The sequence below is a fragment of the Nitrospirota bacterium genome (assembly GCA_015233895.1).
GTDB lineage: Bacteria > Nitrospirota > Thermodesulfovibrionia > Thermodesulfovibrionales > Magnetobacteriaceae > Magnetomonas.
In genome coordinates this window covers 47,469-67,292 of the sequence record JADFXG010000013.1, presented here as the reverse complement: position 1 = coordinate 67,292, position 19,824 = coordinate 47,469, and the positions used below count along the sequence as shown (strand labels likewise).

The 19,824-nt window shown below is 42.4% G+C and carries 19 protein-coding genes; 11 read left to right on the top strand and 8 right to left on the bottom strand.

Annotation, left to right across the window (positions count from 1 at the left end; all coding sequences use genetic code 11):
- The first annotated feature begins 33 nt into the window (after positions 1-33).
- The 6 genes from HQK88_10435 to HQK88_10410 all read left to right on the top strand — a co-directional run bounded on the left by HQK88_10435 (position 34) and on the right by HQK88_10410 (position 5,060).
- Complete coding sequence (locus tag HQK88_10435; protein ID MBF0617216.1) at positions 34-1,563, top strand: response regulator; 1,530 nt, start codon at positions 34-36, stop codon at positions 1,561-1,563.
- 93 nt (positions 1,564-1,656) lie between these two features.
- Complete coding sequence (locus tag HQK88_10430) at positions 1,657-2,784, top strand: diguanylate cyclase (GenBank protein MBF0617215.1); 1,128 nt, start codon at positions 1,657-1,659, stop codon at positions 2,782-2,784.
- Positions 2,785-2,853: 69 nt separating this feature from the next.
- Positions 2,854-3,522 carry a hypothetical protein gene (locus tag HQK88_10425; protein ID MBF0617214.1) on the top strand — a complete coding sequence of 223 codons (669 nt, stop codon included), beginning with the start codon at positions 2,854-2,856 and terminating at the stop codon, positions 3,520-3,522.
- A gap of 7 nt (positions 3,523-3,529) precedes the next feature.
- Positions 3,530-3,766, top strand: a complete 237-nt coding sequence (locus tag HQK88_10420; protein ID MBF0617213.1) for a hypothetical protein — start codon at positions 3,530-3,532, stop codon at positions 3,764-3,766.
- Between the two features lie 9 nt (positions 3,767-3,775).
- Complete coding sequence (locus HQK88_10415; GenBank protein MBF0617212.1) at positions 3,776-4,423, top strand: HAD-IA family hydrolase; 648 nt, start codon at positions 3,776-3,778, stop codon at positions 4,421-4,423.
- A gap of 76 nt (positions 4,424-4,499) precedes the next feature.
- Positions 4,500-5,060 carry a hypothetical protein gene (locus tag HQK88_10410; protein MBF0617211.1) on the top strand — a complete coding sequence of 187 codons (561 nt, stop codon included), beginning with the start codon at positions 4,500-4,502 and terminating at the stop codon, positions 5,058-5,060.
- A 46-nt stretch (positions 5,061-5,106) separates the two neighbouring features.
- Here HQK88_10410 and HQK88_10405 read toward each other — a convergent pair whose 3' ends face one another.
- From HQK88_10405 to HQK88_10395, 3 genes are all read right to left on the bottom strand, one after another.
- Positions 5,107-5,361, bottom strand: coding sequence for a hypothetical protein (locus HQK88_10405; GenBank protein ID MBF0617210.1), 255 nt, complete (start codon positions 5,359-5,361; stop codon positions 5,107-5,109).
- Positions 5,362-5,453: 92 nt separating this feature from the next.
- Entirely contained in the window at positions 5,454-5,735 is a 282-nt protein-coding gene (gene xseB / locus HQK88_10400) for an exodeoxyribonuclease VII small subunit (GenBank protein ID MBF0617209.1), read from the bottom strand.
- 4 nt (positions 5,736-5,739) lie between these two features.
- Positions 5,740-7,152 carry an exodeoxyribonuclease VII large subunit gene (locus HQK88_10395; protein MBF0617208.1) on the bottom strand — a complete coding sequence of 471 codons (1,413 nt, stop codon included), beginning with the start codon at positions 7,150-7,152 and terminating at the stop codon, positions 5,740-5,742.
- 98 nt (positions 7,153-7,250) lie between these two features.
- On the opposite strand from HQK88_10395, the gene HQK88_10390 reads away from it, so the two are divergent.
- A complete protein-coding gene (locus HQK88_10390) occupies positions 7,251-8,828 on the top strand; it encodes a citramalate synthase (GenBank protein MBF0617207.1) in 1,578 nt (525 codons plus the stop codon).
- Positions 8,829-9,330: 502 nt separating this feature from the next.
- On the opposite strand, the gene HQK88_10385 is transcribed toward HQK88_10390, so the two are convergent.
- Genes HQK88_10385 through HQK88_10365 form a run of 5 tightly spaced genes read right to left on the bottom strand, consistent with a single transcriptional unit; the run spans position 9,331 to position 14,800 of the window.
- Positions 9,331-11,481: a bi-domain-containing oxidoreductase gene (locus HQK88_10385; GenBank protein ID MBF0617206.1), complete on the bottom strand. Its 2,151-nt coding sequence runs from the start codon at positions 11,479-11,481 to the stop codon at positions 9,331-9,333.
- A 36-nt stretch (positions 11,482-11,517) separates the two neighbouring features.
- On the bottom strand, positions 11,518-12,660 hold the full coding sequence (locus tag HQK88_10380) for a DegT/DnrJ/EryC1/StrS family aminotransferase (protein MBF0617205.1): 1,143 nt from the start codon (positions 12,658-12,660) through the stop codon (positions 11,518-11,520).
- A complete protein-coding gene (locus tag HQK88_10375; protein ID MBF0617204.1) occupies positions 12,657-13,031 on the bottom strand; it encodes an STAS domain-containing protein in 375 nt (124 codons plus the stop codon). The genes HQK88_10380 and HQK88_10375 overlap by 4 nt, the downstream gene beginning before the upstream one ends.
- 30 nt (positions 13,032-13,061) lie before the next feature.
- On the bottom strand, positions 13,062-13,496 hold the full coding sequence (locus tag HQK88_10370; protein ID MBF0617203.1) for an ATP-binding protein: 435 nt from the start codon (positions 13,494-13,496) through the stop codon (positions 13,062-13,064).
- 2 nt (positions 13,497-13,498) lie between these two features.
- Positions 13,499-14,800: a SpoIIE family protein phosphatase gene (locus tag HQK88_10365; protein ID MBF0617202.1), complete on the bottom strand. Its 1,302-nt coding sequence runs from the start codon at positions 14,798-14,800 to the stop codon at positions 13,499-13,501.
- Between the two features lie 212 nt (positions 14,801-15,012).
- Here HQK88_10365 and HQK88_10360 point away from each other — a divergent pair, with 212 nt between their 5' ends.
- The 4 genes from HQK88_10360 to HQK88_10345 all read left to right on the top strand — a co-directional run bounded on the left by HQK88_10360 (position 15,013) and on the right by HQK88_10345 (position 19,788).
- Positions 15,013-15,288: a hypothetical protein gene (locus HQK88_10360; GenBank protein ID MBF0617201.1), complete on the top strand. Its 276-nt coding sequence runs from the start codon at positions 15,013-15,015 to the stop codon at positions 15,286-15,288.
- 3 nt (positions 15,289-15,291) lie between these two features.
- Positions 15,292-17,403 carry a Flp pilus assembly complex ATPase component TadA gene (tadA, locus tag HQK88_10355; GenBank protein ID MBF0617200.1) on the top strand — a complete coding sequence of 704 codons (2,112 nt, stop codon included), beginning with the start codon at positions 15,292-15,294 and terminating at the stop codon, positions 17,401-17,403.
- A 124-nt stretch (positions 17,404-17,527) separates the two neighbouring features.
- Positions 17,528-18,706: a hybrid sensor histidine kinase/response regulator gene (locus HQK88_10350; GenBank protein ID MBF0617199.1), complete on the top strand. Its 1,179-nt coding sequence runs from the start codon at positions 17,528-17,530 to the stop codon at positions 18,704-18,706.
- Positions 18,703-19,788, top strand: coding sequence for a response regulator (locus tag HQK88_10345; GenBank protein ID MBF0617198.1), 1,086 nt, complete (start codon positions 18,703-18,705; stop codon positions 19,786-19,788). Before HQK88_10350 ends, HQK88_10345 begins: the two co-directional genes overlap by 4 nt.
- Positions 19,789-19,824 lie beyond the last annotated feature (36 nt).

Genomic DNA, 19,824 nt, shown 5'->3' with positions numbered 1-19,824 from the left:
GTTATACTTAAATACAGTGTGGCTATGGATGCGTTGAAAGACATAATAATGGTCATTGACGATGACGAAAGTGTGCGGATAGCAATTAATAAGATACTGCAACGGGAAGGTTATGAGATAGTAACAGCTATAAATGGTATCGAGGCATTGAACTTCTGCAAGAAACAACAACCGTCACTTATTGTGCTGGATATGAAAATGCCCGGCATGGACGGAGTGGAGTTTTTGGAGGAGTTAAAAACAATATCCCCTCAAAACGTGTGTCCCATAATAGTGCTCTCAGGGCACACCAGTGATGACTACATTGAGAGGTGTTTTGACTGGGGTACTATAGCGTTTTTAACCAAACCTTTCAATATATACGAATTGAAGGGTATGGTAAAAAATATTTTAAGGCTGAGTAAGACCGAACAGGCTCTCAGAAACGAGATACATGAGCGGTGGGAGGCAGAAAAGAAACTTCGCCATAACTACCGGATACAATCGGTCATAGCCTCGTTACTAAGGAAATCCCTGGAAAATATAGATATCAAAGACTACCTCGATGAGGCGATTAATTTAATAATGTCCATGCCGTGGTTAACGTTTGAAAACAAGGGTGCAATATTTCTTACAGAGGGCAACCCGGCAGAGCTTGTTCTTAAGGCACAAAGGGGCCTTCCCGATGAAAATATAAAACAATGCGAGAGAGTTCCCTTTGGTGTTTGCCACTGCGGACTGGCGGCTCTTGAGCAGAAAATAATCTTTACTAATACAACAGATGACGGCCACACTATCAAATATACCGGGATGTCACCGCATGGCCACTACTGCACCCCCTTAGTTTATAATGATAAAACCCTTGGAGTCCTTAACATATACCTGCGAACAGGGCACACTGACGATGCAAGCGAGAAGGAGATTCTAAGCGCTGTCTCTAATGCACTGGCCAGTGTAATAGTGCGTAAAAGGGCTGAAGAGCAGCAGCAGCAAAGCATAGAGCGGCTCAACAGAAACATAAAAGATGTGGTAGAGGCGATGTCACACGCTGTTGAGGCTAAGGACCCTTACACGGCAGGACATCAGCGCCGTGTATCACTACTTGCGGTAAGAATTGCCCAGAAGATGGAGCTTTCCGATGATGTAACAGATTGCATTGAGCTTGCCGGTATAATACACGATTTGGGGAAAATCGCTATTCCCTCTGAAATACTGAGTAAACCCGGGCAGTTAAATAAAATCGAATTTGCCCTGATTAAAACCCATTCAAAGGTCGGTTATGATATTCTGAAAGACATAGAATTCCCGGGGCCTGTTGCAAACATCGTGCTTCAACACCATGAAAGACTAAATGGCACAGGTTACCCGGCTGGTTTAAAGGCAGATGAGATATTGATTGAGGCAAGGATTATGTGTGTTGCCGACGTGGTTGAGGCAATGGCATTCCACAGACCCTACAGAGCAGCTCTCGGAGTTGAAAGAGCCGTTGAGGAGATAACAAAAAACAACGGTATTTTATATGACCCCGCTGTTGTTGCAGCTTGCATTGATGTAATCAGGATGGGATTTAAATTTGACTCGTGAAGTGTTTAAGTGACAAGATAAGACAGTACGGTAAAGGGAAGTTAAACCGACATTGCAACAACAATCGACATGTTAAAAATATAGGAGTCAAATATGGGATTATTTTCTAAAAAGAGGGATGATGATTGTGGTGAAGCCACGGTTGAGAGTCTCGCTGAAAAAAATGAAGAGTTAGCTGAGAAATTAACATGTCTGGGTGAACAGAAGAGGTTTCTTATACAGGCTGTTAAAACATTGTTAGTATTTTTAAAAGACTTTTCTTTTGATATAAAGGAAATAGATTCCGATAAATTCAAAGGTAAGATGGATGCGCTCTCAGAGGATGTTTCTAAGGAGGAAAAGGTAAAACGTCTTCAGAGTGTTTTTGAAAAAAGTAAAGAAACAATAATCTCATTCATAGAAAGTAAAAAGATTTATTTCAAAGAGAGAGAATCCGAATATAAAACTATCATTGATCTACTGTCAAAGGGGATATCTGCGCTTGAGACCGGTAACATGGACTTTAACCGGAGGGTGTATGAGCGGAGCGAAAAGATAGGTAAAATAACCCTGCTTGATGACATAAAAAAAATAAAAGAGGAAATACGAAATGAGGTTGAGCATATTCAGGATGCGATAAGACAAAAGGAAACGGCAGATTCCAAACAGTTAGATGAACTTACGCGGGAGGTATCAGCCCTTAGAGAGGATTTAATGAAGGCGCGTACAGACTCCCTGCTGGATGGTTTAACCGGAGTGTATAACCGCATGGCTTATGAAAGTTATATGCGTAAACTTATGGATGCCAACACGGTAAACGGGATAGGGTTTTCGATGCTTATGATTGATATAGACAACTTTAAGAGCATAAATGACACTTATGGGCATCAGACCGGAGACAGAGCACTGGTGGCAATGGTGCAAGTGTGCAGGGAGCATATCAGAAAAGAGGATTTTTTTGCCAGATATGGCGGAGAGGAGTTTGTAGTGATTCTGCCTGATACCTCATTAAAGAATGCCGCAAAGAGGGCAACCGCTATATGCAAATCTGTGGAGAGTTCCCGGTACAAACTCGACGGTGCTTTTGAGGGTAAAGCGTTGTCATTTACGGTTAGTGTGGGGGTCAGTATATTTCGCGATGGTGAAAAGTCTGATGCAACGACAGAAAGGGCGGACAGGGCTCTTTACATGGCTAAAAACACCGGCAAAAATCGTGTCGTTACGGAAAATGAATTAAAATAAGTTTATTCTTTATGTTAGAGTATATTATGTTTTTTGTAGTTTTAGAGAATAGATAGTTAGGAGGTAAAAATGAAAATAGCAGTAAATATTCTGTTGGTGTTAATAGTGATAACGGTTATGTGTGGAGATGTATTTTCAGAGTGTTTAAAGGGGGATTGTAGAAACGGGGAGGGCATCTTAGAGTTTGCCGATAAATCAAAGTATGCCGGGGAGTTTAAAAACGGAGCCCCTGAGGGCTCAGGAGTATATAACTTTGCTGATGGCAGCAAGTATGCAGGTTCGTTTAAAGGCGGTAAAAGGGATGGACAAGGCGTCTATACGTTTGCTAACGGCAACAAGTACGCCGGAGATTACAAAGATGATAAGCAAAACGGGCACGGCGAATTTACGTGGAAAGAGGGAATGAAATTTACCGGAGAGTTTGCCGATGGAAAGATGAAAAACGGTTTGTACACGTGGCCTAACGGCACCAAATATGAGGGGGATTTTCAAGATGGAAAAATGAGCGGTAAGGGAACATATACAGACCCCTCAGGGATAATTTATACTGGTGCATTTAAAGACGGGAAAAAAGATGGCCACGGTACCTACACCTATACTGATGCAAGCAGCTATGAGGGGGAATTTAAGGACGATAAGAAAAACGGCCCCGGAGTGCTTACCTACCCTGACGGCTCAAGAAAAAACATGATATTTGAAAACGATAAACCGCTACAAGATAAAGGGTACAAACAGTGAGGATTCTATGAAGGAAACCTGTCCTGGAAGCAAAGAGATCACCAAACCGTATCCTGAGCAACTTCTGTGTGTGCATTGCGGTTTTTCTAACGAGATATGGTCTGATGAAAATGAAATGAACTGCAAAAGTTGCAATGCTCTCTTAACAAGAGAAATGAAACCAACGTGTATCCAGTGGTGTCCTGCTGCTAAGGAGTGCATTGGGATTGAAAAATACGAAAGATTGATGAAAACAGGACGTTAGGCGGTAACTGTGGGACTTAAATTAATTGTTTTTGATTTGGATGGCACCTTAATAGATTCAATAGAGGATATAGCTGCCTCGCTAAATCATGCAATAGCCACGGTGGGGCTTAAGCCTTTGAATTCATCTGCTGTGGTCAGTCTGGTTGGCGAGGGCGTAGGGAAATTGGTTGAAAGAGCGATTGGCAGCGGTCTTCTCCATAAAAAAGAGTCTGTTTTAAAAACATTTCTTTCTCACTACGAAACCCACATGCTGGACAACACCAGGGCATTTGATACGGTGGAGGAAACTCTGTCAGCGCTTTCCTCATTCAATATGGTAGTGGTAAGTAATAAGACTGAGGCGATGTCAAAACTTGTCATAGACAGGCTTAATATGTCAAAGCATTTCAGATATGTATTTGGTCACGATTCTTTTGCCAAATGTAAGCCGTCTCCTATGCCTGTACTAAAAGCAATGGAGCTTTGCGGCACAACACAGAGCGAGACCATTGTCGTAGGGGATAGTTCCTTTGACATTGAGGCCGGAAAACGCGCCGGCACAAAAACCGTGGCTGCCGCCTATGGTTACAGATCAATAGAGACTCTTACAGCTGCTGACTATATAATCAAAGAGAGGTTAATTGAGCTTTTGCCAATTGTAAAGTTCCTGAGCTGACATGTGCGTCAGGTTTATTTATTAAAGAAGAATGTGTTATGATTTTGCCACGATAATTTATCAGGGGGGTGAGTGTATGTTGTTTAAAAAGTTTCTGATGGCTGTTCCATTAATTGTGGTGTTTTTTGCAAGCGGGTGTTTTAATAAGACAACGGTCAGACAGGAAACCTCAGAACAGGGCACTTCTGCAACTGAAGCGCCTGCAGAGCCTTCGCATTTGTCTTTGATGGGTACCAATTTTGAAGATGTAGAAGTACCGACTGAACTTGAGATTGTGCAGGATGAATCTATAATTATCAATACAACCAACTTTAGCGGCGGCACTCTTGTTTATCGCGGTAATGTAACAACAGAATCAATTATAAAATTTTTCAGAATAAGTATGCCAAAAAACGGCTGGGATTTTGTGGTCTCATCCTTTGCAAAGAAGTCAACAGTTTTAACATTTATAAAACCCTATAAAAACTGTATGATATTCATACAGGCCCCCGGAGACTGGCAAAGAAACACTCGAGTACAGATATGGGTAAGTAACTCTGCCCAGAAGGGCGCGCAACCTCTTGACCAGGATTTAAAGGGTAACCAGAACTTAAAGAACAAGCGTCCGGATGTTGAGCCAGCTATCAGGGTTAATTAAAATTGAGGGTTTAGAATAACCAGGTTGGGCAGATGTATGCTGTCGGTTAACTGCCGTTTTCAAATCCGCTCTGAACATTGCGGATTTTTTTGGCGAGTTCTCTCATAGCGTCAACGACAGATACGCCGTCTGCCATTCTGTTGCTTACATATTCTGCTTTTGAGAGTTCGTTGATGACGTGGTCTGCGGGGCCTCCGAGTTTGCACTCATTTATACCCTCTTGCAGTTGCTGGGTTATACAGGTTTCTATCTCAACAGTGGAAAATTTCTGTGCCAATTCCCTTATTTCTTTTATGTTTATGTTTTGCTTTTCCATTACAATCATCCCTCCTGAAATTGAACAAATACATTGTTATGATATATTTAATGCCGCTGATTTTTCAACTCTTTGGCTTATGTGAATAATGAGTTCTTTTCCTCAGCCTGAGTTTTTCTTTTAGGGTTCTTTCCGGATTCATCTGGTTTATCAGGCTCATCGGGTTTCTCAAATTCTTTCAGCACATTTTCCAATTCCTCCTCGGTGCTTCTCAGTCTCGATTTGCACAACTTTATAAGGCCGACAGCTGTCCGGACTTTTTCTGTAAGTAAATCAACATCTATGGTTTCATTTTCAATTTCAGTTATTATACCCTCAATTTCTTGTATGGCTTCTGAGTATTTTTTTTCCTTTTTCATTTGTTTAACCCTCTTTAGTATTAATTATTGGTGCTGAGGCACTGATAGTGCCTGTCACCGTGCTCTCTATCTGTCCGGAGGATAAAACTGTCTGAAGTTTCATTCCCTCTCTTACCTGGTCTGCTGTTTTTATGAGCAGTCCTCCCTCACCCATAGTTATACTGTAGCCTCGTTTTAGCACATTTTCAGGATTTAAGTTAGCTGCAGATGTTGTTAACATCTTTAATCTCTCCTGTTGTCTGTTAACCAGTTGTTTAAGTGATAATTCAAGCCGGCTTCTGAGGTAACTAAGTTTAGCCTTAAGAGCGCGTAAATCACCAACCGCTATAGTTTTAAACTTTTCGCTAAGCACTGTGACATGATTTCTGTGCCGTTGCACAATTTTAAGAGTGACATAGAGAGATGTACTGTAGGATTTAATTGCATATCTGCCTCTTAAAATTGCAGCTGAGGCTCCATGCTCAAGAGTCCTGGAAAGCGTAATCAGCTCAGTGTTAAGCCTGCTGTCTCTTTCTCTGACTGTTAGAACCAACTCATTAAGTCTGCTGTCAAGAGTCTCCTCAAAAGCTCTTGTTCTCTCTATGATAAAAGCCGCCGCCGCCGTGGGAGTCTTTACCGATAAGTGGCTAACCTCATCTATTACAGAGCGATCCCGCTCATGTCCTACCCCGCATATAACCGGAATGGCCAAAAGTGCTATGCCTCTGCCGATTAAGTAACTATTGAAAGCATCCAGCTCAACTGCTCCCCCCCCGCCTCGTACGATTACAACAACATCTATTTGTTCGGCAAGAGCCTGACTCCTTCTGAGTGAGTCAACAAAGGACTCCTCCACACGGTCCCCCTGCATGACGGTCTCATACAGAGTCACGTGAAATATGTACCCGTACGGATTTGACTGCAGATGCCTCATAAAATCCTCAAACCCTGCTGCTCCTTTAGAAGAGAACACCGCTATTTTTTGTATCACAAGTGGCAGAGCTAACGACTTGTTGCGGTCTAATATGCCCTCAGCCTCAAGCCTCTGAAGAATTTCACGCTTTTTCCTTGCCATCTCACCCAGCGTATATGACGGGTCTATCCACTTAATTATTAAACTTAGACCGTATCTTTCATGAAACGTTAGGGTTGCCTCAAGGAGTATCTTTAGCCCTTTTGAAAGCGCAGCCCCTGTTGCATTTTCAAACTCTGCTTTGATTAATTTATAAGACGACGCCCAAATCCTGGCTGAGGCGTTAGCCCGTATTCCACCCTCGTCTTTTTCCACCAGTTCCATATAGCAATGCCCGCGGGCATCAACATTTAACGAGGCAATCTCTGCCGTTATCAGATAGCTTTTGGCAAACGTATGCTCAAGCACTTCTTTTACCAGAAGATTAAATTCATAAAGGCTAAGTGTATGTCTTTTTTTCATCATATTGTGACAACTCCTAAGACATTATAGCAATTTAGCTTTTTGAAAGTGAATTGGCGCCTCTTTATTTTACCGCACGTAATGTGTTATAAAAAAAGGCTATGGATGCAGTAGAAATTTATGACACAACGCTCAGGGACGGTGCTCAGTCTGAGGACGTGTCGTTTTCTGTGGAGGATAAGTTACGGATAACCGTGGCACTTGACGAATTTGGGATTCCCTTTATCGAGGGAGGATGGCCAGGCTCCAATCCCCGTGATGTTGACTATTTTAAAGAGGTAAGAAAGCTTAAACTAAAAACTGCACGCATAGCGGCATTTGGCAGCACTCACAGACACGGACACCCGGTCTATAAGGATACTAACATTAAACATCTCCTTGAGGCTGAAACACCGGTTGTTACAATTGTTGGGAAAACGTGGGATTTACATGTTACGGAGGCGCTTAAAATCACATTTGATGACAACCTGAAACTAATCCACGACTCGATAACGTATCTTAAAAAGCACGGGAAAACCGTATTTTTTGACGCTGAGCACTTTTATCAGGGTTATTTGTGTAATTCCGAATACTCGCTTAAGTGTATCAAAGCTGCTGAGGATGCCGGAGCCGACTGTATAGTGCTTTGTGAAACAAACGGCGGCTGTCTGCCTGACGATATACGGCTGATTACACGGGATGTCAGAGCAAAAACCGCTGTAAAACTTGGCATTCATGCCCATAACGACTCCGACTGTGCAGTTGCTAACACGTTAGAGGCAGTTTTGGCTAACGTAAAGCAGGTTCAGGGCACAATTAACGGTATTGGGGAAAGATGCGGAAACGCCAATCTGTGCTCAATCATACCAAACCTGCAACTTAAACGTAAGATTCGTTGTATTGATGACAATAAGCTGAAAAAACTACGAGAGATTTCCCGTTTTGTTACTGAGATAGCTAATCAAAGCCACGTAAAGAGGCAGCCGTTTGTTGGCGACAGTGCTTTTGCCCATAAAGGGGGAATACACGTAAGCGCTATCAGGGCGTGTTCCAGCACCTATGAGCATATAAGTCCTGAGTCAGTAGGAAATACTCAGCGGATACTGGTTTCAGATTTGGCCGGAAAAAGCACAATTATGCGGAAAGCCGAGGAGTTTGGCTTAAAAATAGATGATGAGGCATCAGGGCTTTTGCACAAGCTTAAGACTCTGGAAAACCAGGGGTTCCAGTTTGAAGCTGCCGAGGCATCTTTTGAAATTATGATTAAAAAAATGACTGGCCACTATGCTGAGGCGTTTGAACTTTTAGGATTCAGAGTGATAGTGGAAAAGTGGGGACGGGACAAGGACTGCCTGTGCGAGGCAACGGTCAAACTCAGGCTACCAGCCAAAGCCAATGAAGATGGTACGATTGTTCACACCGTGTCAGAGGGAAACGGTCCTGTAAATGCTCTTGACAAGGCGTTAAGAAAAGCGCTTGATAAGCACTATCCTGAGCTGAAGTCCGTCAAGTTGCTTGACTACAAGGTAAGGGTGCTTCAGTCCGGATTGGGGACTGCTACCGGCGTGCGGGTGTTGATTGAATCCGGCGATGACGCCACGAAATGGAGCACGGTTGGCGTTAGTGAAAATGTAATTGAGGCCTCATGGCAGGCGCTTCTTGATAGTATTGAGTATAAACTGCTACGTGAAAGCAAATAATACCAATTTGCCGTCAAAAAAGTAGATTAACAAAAAACGAATAAACTACAGATTATTATTTAATTTATCTGTGTGTATCTGTGTCCATCTGTGGTTAAAATTTTTATGAGTGCAACTCGGTATGAGTTTTGAAGCTGCTTATCGCTGGTGCTTATATCTGTTTACATATTAAGGATCTCGCAACTGTAGCTACTTGAGACCGTTGCATAATTCGATATTTTGAATTTTCACAATAAAAAAACTCTTATAGCGATATGCATAATTACGTTAATTATTTTTAAAGGCTGAGATTGCCACGTCGCTATCGCTCCTCGCAATGACGAATAAAAAACACAGTAAAAACTATTATTTATCGTCATTGCGAGCCCCCGCAGGGGGCGTGGCAATCTCATCCTTTTAAATAATCAATATGAATATCTTTTTGAATTTTGGTATATTTACAATTGTGTTTTTTGTAAAGTTTTGGCTGAAAAATGATTTTTGCAACGGTCTCAAGTTGGTATCAGGTGATAAGCTCCTCAACTCTCAGTGCTATATCGGTTGCCTGCAAGAGTTGCCAAAACTCAATTGGCCAAACAGTATCAGCAGTTGAAAAAGCCTTAGCAAAGGCTGTCAGTTCCTCTTTGTGGCCTTTTTCTGCTGTTTTTGTTTTTAACACCGCAGAGGGAGTCCCATATATCTGTGTGCTTTTATAATCGTCTAATAAAACCGTCTTACCATCAAAAAACACCTCCATACGCTCCTTGGGATAGTCACTGCTGCCCATAGACGTATAAGTTAGTGTACAAAGAGAGCCATCCTCAAACCTCATAACGGCTGTAAAATTATCATTTCTCATATAATATCCGGCAAGCGGGGAGACAGACATTGCCTCTATGGTTTTTACAGGTGAGTTGGTTAGAAATGTGAAGATATCATAAATGTGGCAGGCCTCCCCGAGGTTTCGTCCTCCACCCTCCGGGGTTTGTATCCAATTATCCGGGGCAACGAATCCGCCATTTATCCGGTAGGTTATTATCAAAGGACTGGTACGCTTCTCTGTCAGCTTTTTAATTTTTTGAATGTGGGGAGAAAACCGCCTGTTAAAACCAACCATAAGTATGGGTTTAGGCGATAACTGAGAATCTGTTTGATAGAAATCGGTAAAACGCGATAGTTCCTCCCTTGTCAGAGCAAGAGGTTTTTCCACAAAAACGTGCTTTCCGGCACAAAGCGCATCATAAGCCATTTTAGCATGAAGATTGTGCGTTGTTGCAATTAAAACTGAATCTATGGTTTCGTCTTTTAGAAGCGCATTGTAATCTGTCGTTGAGTACTCTGCTCCGAATTGTTTTGCCGAGTTTTTTGCAACAAGACCGGTTCTGTTCATAATTGCTCGTAAGTGATAAAGGTTTTTTAACTCCCTCAAATTAGGCAAATGTACGGCACGTGCAAATTTACTGCATCCGGCAATGGCTATTTGTATCCGGTTACCTTTCATAGGTTTTGCTGAATGGTTAAATACCACCCGGCTTACTGCAAGAGTATCGGTTTGAGGATATGATAAAAGAATAATAAGCGGTTTACTCTCCGGCCTTTTTAATTCCTCATAAGCGTGTTTTGCCTCATTAAGCGGAAATGTTGCAGATATAAGCGGATCAAGCGTTATAAGGCCTGCGGCAACAAGGCGCAGAAACTCTGACATATTCCGGTTTTCAGTCCACCTGACATACCCTATCGGATAATCAAGTCCCTTTTCCTCATACATGCCGTCATATCTGCCCGGTCCATAGGAGGCCGAGATAAAAAAATCCAGCTCTTTTTCGTAAAAATCCCCCCTGTTAAGATTAAGCCCCACGTCTCCTACAAGCACAACGCGTCCCTTTTTTCTGCACATCTTAAACGCGGTTGAAATTATACTATCAGAGACAGATGAGGCCGTAATTATAACTCCGTCAACGCCAGGCCCGTTACTTAGGCGCTTTATCGCATCCACACCGGCAGCTGCTCCGTGTTCAGGCTCTAAAGCGTACTGCATTCCAAGGGTCATGGCAAGAGCTGTCCTTTGAGGGTCAACATCAGTACCGATAACCACACAGCCGTTTGCTTTTAAAATTTGAGCTGTCAACTGTCCAAGTATGCCAAGCCCTATGACACAAAATACCTCTCCAATTGTGGGCGCTGCCCTGCGAACTCCCTGAAGTGCAATTGCTCCAATTGTTGCTGTTGATGCTTGTGGCATTCCTAAGCCGTCAGGAATTTTTACAACGAGATTTTGAGGAGCTGTTATGGCCTCACTGTGATACGCATACTTGTTTCCGCCACAGGCCACTCTGTCTCCAACAGTAAACTCATTTACACCCTGACCAGTTTCTATAACCGTACCGGAAAGAGAGTATCCGGCAGGGTTTCCGCTGTTGAGTTTATCCATAATCAAAGAGTATGTGTTTTTTATGCCTATTTGGGCTGCCATACCGACAGCCTGCTTTATTTTTTCCGGCTCTCTTAGCGCACGCTCCCACAGTGGAGTTGCTCCGTGTTTGATGCCGGTTAACTCTGTCCCTGCTGAAATTGCCGAAAAAGCTGTTTTTACAACTACAAAGCCGGGGGCTGCCACAGGTGCCGGCACATCTTCAACAAACACCTCACCGCCTCGCATCAGTACCTGTTTCACAATATATTCTCTAAATCAGATGAGGCGTTAGAGGCTTCAACCTGCATTATAAAAATCCCTTATAACATCAGTCACGTAGTGCGCTTCTTTATCTGTCATATCCCCATGTATGGGTAAACTTAGTATTTTGTCTTTTAAACCAAATGAAACCGGAAAGTCCTCCGGCTTATGGGAAAGGTAACCGTAGGCTTTAAGAAAAGGAGGCGCAGTTGGGTAGTGAATACCGGTTGAGATGCCATGTTCAGAGAGATGTTTTATAAGTTGTTGTCTGTCACCATGTACCTGAATCACATACAGATGATAGACGTGAGTGGCATCGGGCAAAACCCAGGGGGTTATAACTATGTCTTTTAGTTTCTCATTATAAATATCCGCAATTTGGCGTCTTCTAAGTGTCCAGCTATCTAAATGCCTCAATTTAACATTTAATATAGCAGCCTGAAGGCCGTCAAGGCGGCTGTTTATGCCCTCAAACTCGTGGTTATATTTATCCACTCTGCCGTGGTTAGCGTACATCTTTATCTTAACGGCAAGGTTATCATCATTTGTGGTTACAGCGCCGGCATCTCCGTAAGCGCCGAGATTTTTACCGGGGAAGAAACTAAAACAAGCGGCGTGTCCTAACGTACCAACCGCTCTGCCTTTATAAAGCGCTCCGTGAGCCTGAGCGGCATCCTCTATCACGTACAGGTTATAAGCCTCTGCAAAGCCCGTAACTTTATCCATATCGGCTGGCTGGCCGTACAAATGAACAGGGATAATGGCTTTCGTTTTTCTGGTAACTGCACTTGAGAGTTTATCGGTATCAATGTTGTAAGTTTTAGGGTTGCAATCAACAAAGATAATTTTTGCACCTATTGCAGTGACGGCCTCAGAGGTGGCAATAAAACTGTTTGCCGGTACTATGACCTCATCTCCTGCGGCAACTCCGAGGCATTTCAGAGAGACTGAGAGGGCATCGGTTCCGTTTCCCACTCCTATAGCGTGTTTTGCTTTAGTATATTTGGCAAAACTCTCCTCAAAATCTTTAACGTGCTTGCCGCCAATAAAGGCACTGTCCATTATTACGCTTTCTATCGCCGCATCCATCTCTCCTTTAATTGAAAGATACTGCGCCCTTAAATCCGCAAATGGCACTTTTTCAAATTTTTTCAATCCCTTATCCTGCTTTGCCGTCATTTGATGGCGTTATAAGCTGCCTCATCAGAATCAAAAATCTTGATGAGGCTGTTATACAGCCCTGCCATTTTAAATATCCTGTTAACATCTTCATTTGAGGAAACAAAGAACATTTTTTTACCCATCGTATCAAGTTTCTTTAAGACTATTACGATATTTCTCAAACCGGCGCTGCTTAAATGCTCAAGAGAATTAAGATTCACTATGAAAACATTTTCACCTGAGTTGAGCTTTTCGTCAATGACCTTAGCAAACTCAGAGGCGCTCTGGCTGTCCATGCTTCCCGACATAGTTACTACCAAAACATCGTTTTGTTTTTTAAAATCAAAACAGAGATTCCCTTCCTTGTCTTTTTTAGAATCAAATTTCATAAAAATTCCCCCTTTTATAGTTTGTTATAGTCAAACATTTCTGTGTTTTATCATTGTAAGTGTACTTACGTTATCAGAGTAATGGTAACTGACCTTATCCATAAGCTGCTGTATAAGATAAACTCCAAGGCCGCCAATCCTCCTTTCAGATACTTGTGATGTTAAATCGGGTTTGGCTGCAGTTTCAGGGTCAAAGGGTTTCCCGTAACTTTGTATTGAAATCACAATGTCAGCCACACTGTTATTAACTTTAATGCAAATATCACCACTTTCCTCTTTTTCATACCCGTGGTTTATTATATTTATACATGCCTCATCCACAGCCGTTTGCACGTCAAAAGAGTCATGTTTGTTAAAGCCCAGCTCATTCAAAATACCCTTTGTAAATTTCAAAATGACCGGTATATTTTCTACCACAGCCGATACTGTAAGTTCATAGTTGTCGTTATCAGGCATATCTATCATAGTCAAACTGTGTTGCCAAGGTATTTAACAGACAATATGGTTATGTCGTCAGATTGCGGGGCAGCTTTTGTAAATACTCCAACCTCTGCCAACACACTGTCATTCAGTGCCTTTAATGAGCCGATATGAGCTCTGCACAGTGAATGTTTAAGACGTTTTAACGTAAACATCTTACCGTCTCCATCCTTAGCCTCATCCACACCGTCTGTGTATGTGAATATAACATTATCTTTGTCAAGTGTGACAGTGTTTTCCTTAAAATTTGCATCACTCATAAGTCCCAGAGCCGGGCCCATATCTGTTTCTAACTCCACAGCAGTACCCCCTCCAGTCAGTATAAACGGAGGATTATGCCCACCACTACAATATAATAGTTTACCTGTGTTTATATCCAGAACTCCCACAAACATGGTTACAAACATCATTGTCTCATTATCCTCTGCAATTTCACTGTTTATAGCCTTCAGGATATCTGCCGGATTTGTATATTTTTTGGAAAGAGCCCTGAACAGCGTCTTAACCATCATCATAAATAAAGCGGCTGGTACGCCCTTGTCGGAGACATCCCCAATGGTAAAGCACAGCAGATTTTCGGCAATAAAGTGGAAATCGTAAAAATCCCCCCCTACCTCTTTTGTAGGAGAGATGAAGGCGTGTATTTCAACGTATTTGCTGACTGAAAAATCATTTGGAAGCATTCCCATCTGGATGTCATGAGAGAGATTCATCATTTCCTGATTTTTTTTGTTTTCTATATAATGTTCCGTTAAAAAAGCCCGTTCAATCGCAATTGACACATGAGCTGCTAAAGATTCAATCAGCATCTCGTCGTTTTCGTCAAAATGTAATCCGTCTTTTTTGTTAATTACCTGCAAAACTCCAACCAGTGTTTCCTCATTATTAATCATTGGCTGGCACAGTACGGAGCGCGTCCTGTAGCCTGTTTTTAAATCAAATTCTTTATTAAACCTTTCATCATCATAAGCATCAGGAATATTCGCTTTTTGGCGGGTTCTTGCTGCATATCCGGCTATTCCGTAAGTTACAGGAAATCTGATTTCATTTTGATTCAGGCCCTTTCCAACATAGCTCCACAGCTCCTCCTTTTCGTCGTCATAAACAAAAACCGTACATCTGTCAGCCTCCATTACAACGGCAGTATGTTCAACAATTACGCTAAGAATGCTTTCAAGTTCAACTTCACGTTGTACAGCCTTAGAGACTTCAATGACAGCACTCAGATAATATGACAGACAATGGCTATATCTGCCGCAAAGAGCCTCCTCCTTCACTGCTGTAAACAAATCAACCCCTTTATTAAAGCATTTTCAACCTATGGCAAACATGATGTCCACAATTTTACATCAGGAGATGGCAATTTGACAATACAATATGTTTTTTATTAGAATCTGTGGGTTGTCATGTATAGTGTGATAACGGCTATTCCATATGTGAAAGGTCTTGGGTTTTGATGTGGAACAGGCGGGTTAGTTTATAAATGGGGAGGTCTGCGTTTATGTGGATAATAACGGAGCATTTCGAGCTGCTTAATTTGGATCATGTTGTACGAATAAAAAGAGTCAAGGGCGAGGATACGTGTAAAATCGTGTCAGAAACAGTCAAAGGCGACGATGTCTTCATACGCTTTGCCCACTCACCGGACGGATATAAGGAATGTGCTAATTGCAACAAGTCAGGCAAAGAGACCGGTATGATTAAGATTATAGAGTCTCTAAATGCCCTGGACATAAGTTCAAAAAGCACATATGAGCTGCACTTCAGAACAGGATAAAACATGGCAACGGAGCGGAGGAGGCGAATCGGTGAAATGCTGATTGACTCCGGAGTCATTAACAAAAAGCAGCTGATGTCGGCCCTGCAGAGACAAAATCAGTTAAGAGAACAGGGCGAGGTAGCCCTTTTGGGCAGCGTACTTATAGAATTAAAGATATTAACATCCAACCAGTTAATATCTTTTATCCAACTAAATAAGATAAATGTCCCGCTTGGTGAATACCTTGTTATTAACAGGAAAATAACTAAAGATCAACTAAGAAAAGTTTTAGAAATTCAGAAAGTTAATCCTCAAAAGAAACTTGGCACTCTCTTAATAGAAGACCTGAAACTAATTAGTGAAGAGACACTCCTTAAAACCATAGCAAAACAAAACAACATACCGCGCATCAAGCCGGATATGTCGGAGGTTGACCCTGAACTGTTTTTCACTTTTTCACAGAAGACTTTAATGGAAAACAGATTTATTCCTTATAAGAAGTACCAGGGAGAGCCATCAACAGTGGTTTACCAATGTATTATTTCTGAATTTGATATAAAAAATATGCAAAAGATTAAAAACTACATGGCAAGAGAAATAACAAGTTCTTTGGCTGCCTGCGGTGACAAGACTAAACGTACGTTGAGCGTGGAATTTGCTTTTGCCAGCTTAAATGAAATATTGGAGTTTATTCCGCATGTTTATGACAATAAAGATGCCGTATCATTATCACAAAAAGTTGTAGTGGAATCCTCGGCTGCTACCGATGTTCTTACTGTTGGCACTAAGTACTACTCATCAAACCACAATATGAATATTTTTATGCAGCTTTTAATGAGAGCATTAGATTCCTGCGCTTCAGACATTCATATCGAACCCTCAAAGCACAATCTCAGAATCCGTTTCCGTATAGACGGCATATTGATAGAACAGCCTGGTTTGCCAAAGACACTGAATGCTGCGTTTGTAAGGGGTTTGAAGAATTTTTTCAGGTTTAAAGATTCACATGTGCCAAACATGATAGTGGATGACCGAAAGCGGGTTTATTATGAGGACAAAGACATTGAGGCAGACTTAAGAATAGCCGTAATTCCTACTGTTTATGGTGATAAGATGGTGTTACGGATTTTAATTCAGGCTGAGGTAGTGCCTACATTTGAAAAACTTGGTATGTTTAAAAACCTTATCGAGAAGTATCGAATCGTGTGCTCTATGTCCTCAGGGATTGTGATAGTGACTGGGCCTACGGGCTCTGGTAAGAGCACCACGCTTTACTCAACCCTTGATTACCTAAACCGTGAAGACATCAGCATACTAACACTTGAGGACCCCCCTGAGTATTTGATTGACGGGGTATCACAGGTACGGGTAGGGTCTGATGATTCAAGGGAAACATCGTACAGTAAGGGGATAAAAGCGGCACTAAGGCAGGACCCTGACATTATAATGTTTGGTGAAATGCGGGATCATGAATCCGCCTCGGTGGCATTAACGGCTGGATTAACCGGCCACCTGCTCTTTACAACGCTTCATACCAATGATGCAGCGTCAGCCATAGCCAGACTGTTTGATATGGGAATCAGGCCGTTTCTGTTGTCTTCAACACTGGTCTCCATACTGGGGCAAAGACTGGTCAGAGTAGTTTGTCCCGGCTGTAAGGTGGAATATACTCCGGGATGGGAGGAACTTGAGTTTTTCACGTTATTTATTCATGATGTGGAAACAGATATTAAAAACGGTAAGATACGTTTTTCCAGGGGCAGCGGGTGCAAAAAGTGTAATAACACAGGGTTTAAGGGCATGATAGCAATTCACGAGCTGCTTTGCATGAATGATGAGATAAAACGGGCAGTGTTACAGGGTGCAGTGTCAAAAGAGGCGGAAAACATTGCCAGACGTTATGGGATGACCTCGCTTGTGGAGGATGGTTTTTTGAAAGCAGTCGAGGGGGTAACTACCATAGAGGAGGTGCTGAGGGTGTCGAAGAATCTTGAAAATCCTAAAAATAAACGGACTGTTGATGAAATCAGATACCTGCTTGAAGGCAATATGCAAAGACAGGATATACTATCTGCCATGTTTAGTTATGGTTTTGAGCCGGATGGATTTGGCCGCACAGTAAACAGCATGTAGTATCAGTTTTTTTCCAAAGGACGTAAATTTTCAATAATATCCCTTACCCTAATCAATTCCTAAAATGATATACTATCTGCTTAATAAACAGGAGCTTCAGGAGAATAATTGCAGGAGGTCTGAGATGGCAGACAACAGATGCACCGTGTTGATAGTGGATGATGAATCCGGCAGCAGACAGTTGCTGAGGCAGATACTTCAGGATAAGTACAGGCTGTCGTTTGCTGCAAGCGGCATTATGGCACTTGAAGCGGCTAAGAGTGTACAGCCGGACTTGATACTTCTTGACATTATAATGCCAGAGATGGACGGATATGAGGCGTGTAAGAAACTCAAAGCCATACCGGAAATTTCTGATATTCCGGTAATTTTTATCAGCGCCCTTACTGACACCACCGAAAAAGTTAACGCGTTTAAAAGCGGTGCTGTAGATTATGTTTGCAAACCTTTTCAAAGCGATGAGGTTATCTCAAGAATCGAGACCCATCTGAAACTTTATAATCTGCAGCGGCATCTGGAAAAACAGGTGGAGATAGAGGTTAACAGGCGAAGAATGGATGAGCAGATGCTGATTCAGCAGTCAAAGATGGCAGCCACGGGCGAAATGATAGGCGCTATTGCCCATCAGTGGAGGCAGCCGCTAAATTCCCTGGGGCTTATAGTGCAGGACGTTGAGGAGGCTTTTGAGGCAGGAGAGGTAACTAAAGATTATCTTAAACAATCTGTCAGTCAATGTATGGGGCTTATTAAGCTTATGTCCCACACAGTAGAGGATTTCCAAAACTTTCTAAAGCCATCTGGCAGACAAGATACTTTTGACGTGACTGAGGCCTTTTATGAGGTCATTCATCTGTTCTCTGATATGCTGAAAAAGAACGACATCTGCGTGCGGATTAACACTCCGGAAACATGTCGCATATATACAACAGGTTATCGTAATGAATTAAAACAGGTTATTTTAAATCTGATAAATAACAGCCGTGACGCGATAAATACAGAACGCAAAAAGGGGGTGTCCGTTAAAGAAGAGGGTTTGATTACGATTGATATAAGTGAGGGAGACAATAACGTGGTTGCACGCATAAGCGACAATGGAGGCGGCATAGACGATTCGATAGCAGATAAACTATTTGAGCCGTATGTAACCACCAAAGGGAAAAGTGGCACAGGGATAGGGCTCTACATGTCTAAAGCCATTATAGAGAATAAGATGAACGGTAGCATTTCAGTATCAAATATAGAGGGCGGAGCGCAGTTTACTATAAACCTGCCGCTTGTTAAACCTGATGGAGAGTTACAATGACAGGCATTTACGACGGGGGTGCCTCACCCCATTACGGCGGGGGCGCCTCGCCCCTTAAGTTTAATATTCTGGTAGTTGACGATGAGGCCGGCAACAGACAAGCCATGAGGCAGATATTGAAAGATTCGTACAAACTGTCCTTTGCTACAGACGGCACTGAGGCTTTGAATATAGCGCAAAGAGAAAAACCAGATATGATTTTGCTGGACGTTATGATGCCGGGAATTGATGGATACGATACGTGCTGCCGTTTGAAAGAAAACCCTGAGACTGAAGAGATTCCGGTTATTTTTATAACCTCACTGGCAGAGGTGGGAGATGAGTCCCGCGGGTTTGAAGCGGGAGGGGTTGATTACATCACAAAACCCGTATCCCCGTCTGTTGTATTACACAGGGTTGCAGCTCATTTAGAAATATTTAATCAAAAGCGGCTGTGTGAAGAGACTGTTAAGAGGCGCACAAAGCAGTTACAGGAAAGCCAGGAGTCAGCAATATTTATGCTTGGAGACGCAGGACACTTTAACGACTCTGATACGGGAAGCCATATATGGAGAATGGCCTCTTATTCTGTAGAAATAGCAAGGGCATGTGCATGGCCTGTTGAAGTGGTTGAGATAATAGCACTTGCAGCTGCAATGCACGATACAGGTAAAATAGGAGTGCCCGGCAGTATTTTAAGAAAACCTGCCAAACTTGACCCTGAAGAGTGGAAAATAATGATGACACACAGCTCAATCGGGCACAGCATCCTCTCTAAGAGCAATACGCCGCTTTTCAGGATGTCTGCTGACATTGCTTACTATCACCATGAGAGGTGGGACGGAACGGGTTATCCTAAGGGTTTAAGAGGGAAAGAAATACCACAAAGCGCAGCAATCGTGGCTGTAGCCGATGTGTTTGATGCTCTTACCATGGTACGGCCATACAAAGAGGCATGGCCTGTTGACAAGGCTATGGATGAGATTAAGAGGTGTGCCGGCAGTCATTTTGATCCGCATATAGTTGCTCGTTTTTTTGATGTTGAGGATGAAATCAGAAGACTTAAAGAATTCTGGGATGAAAGGGAAAAAGACGGTAATTAAATGAATTTACTCTCTCATGCTGTTGAATATCATTTA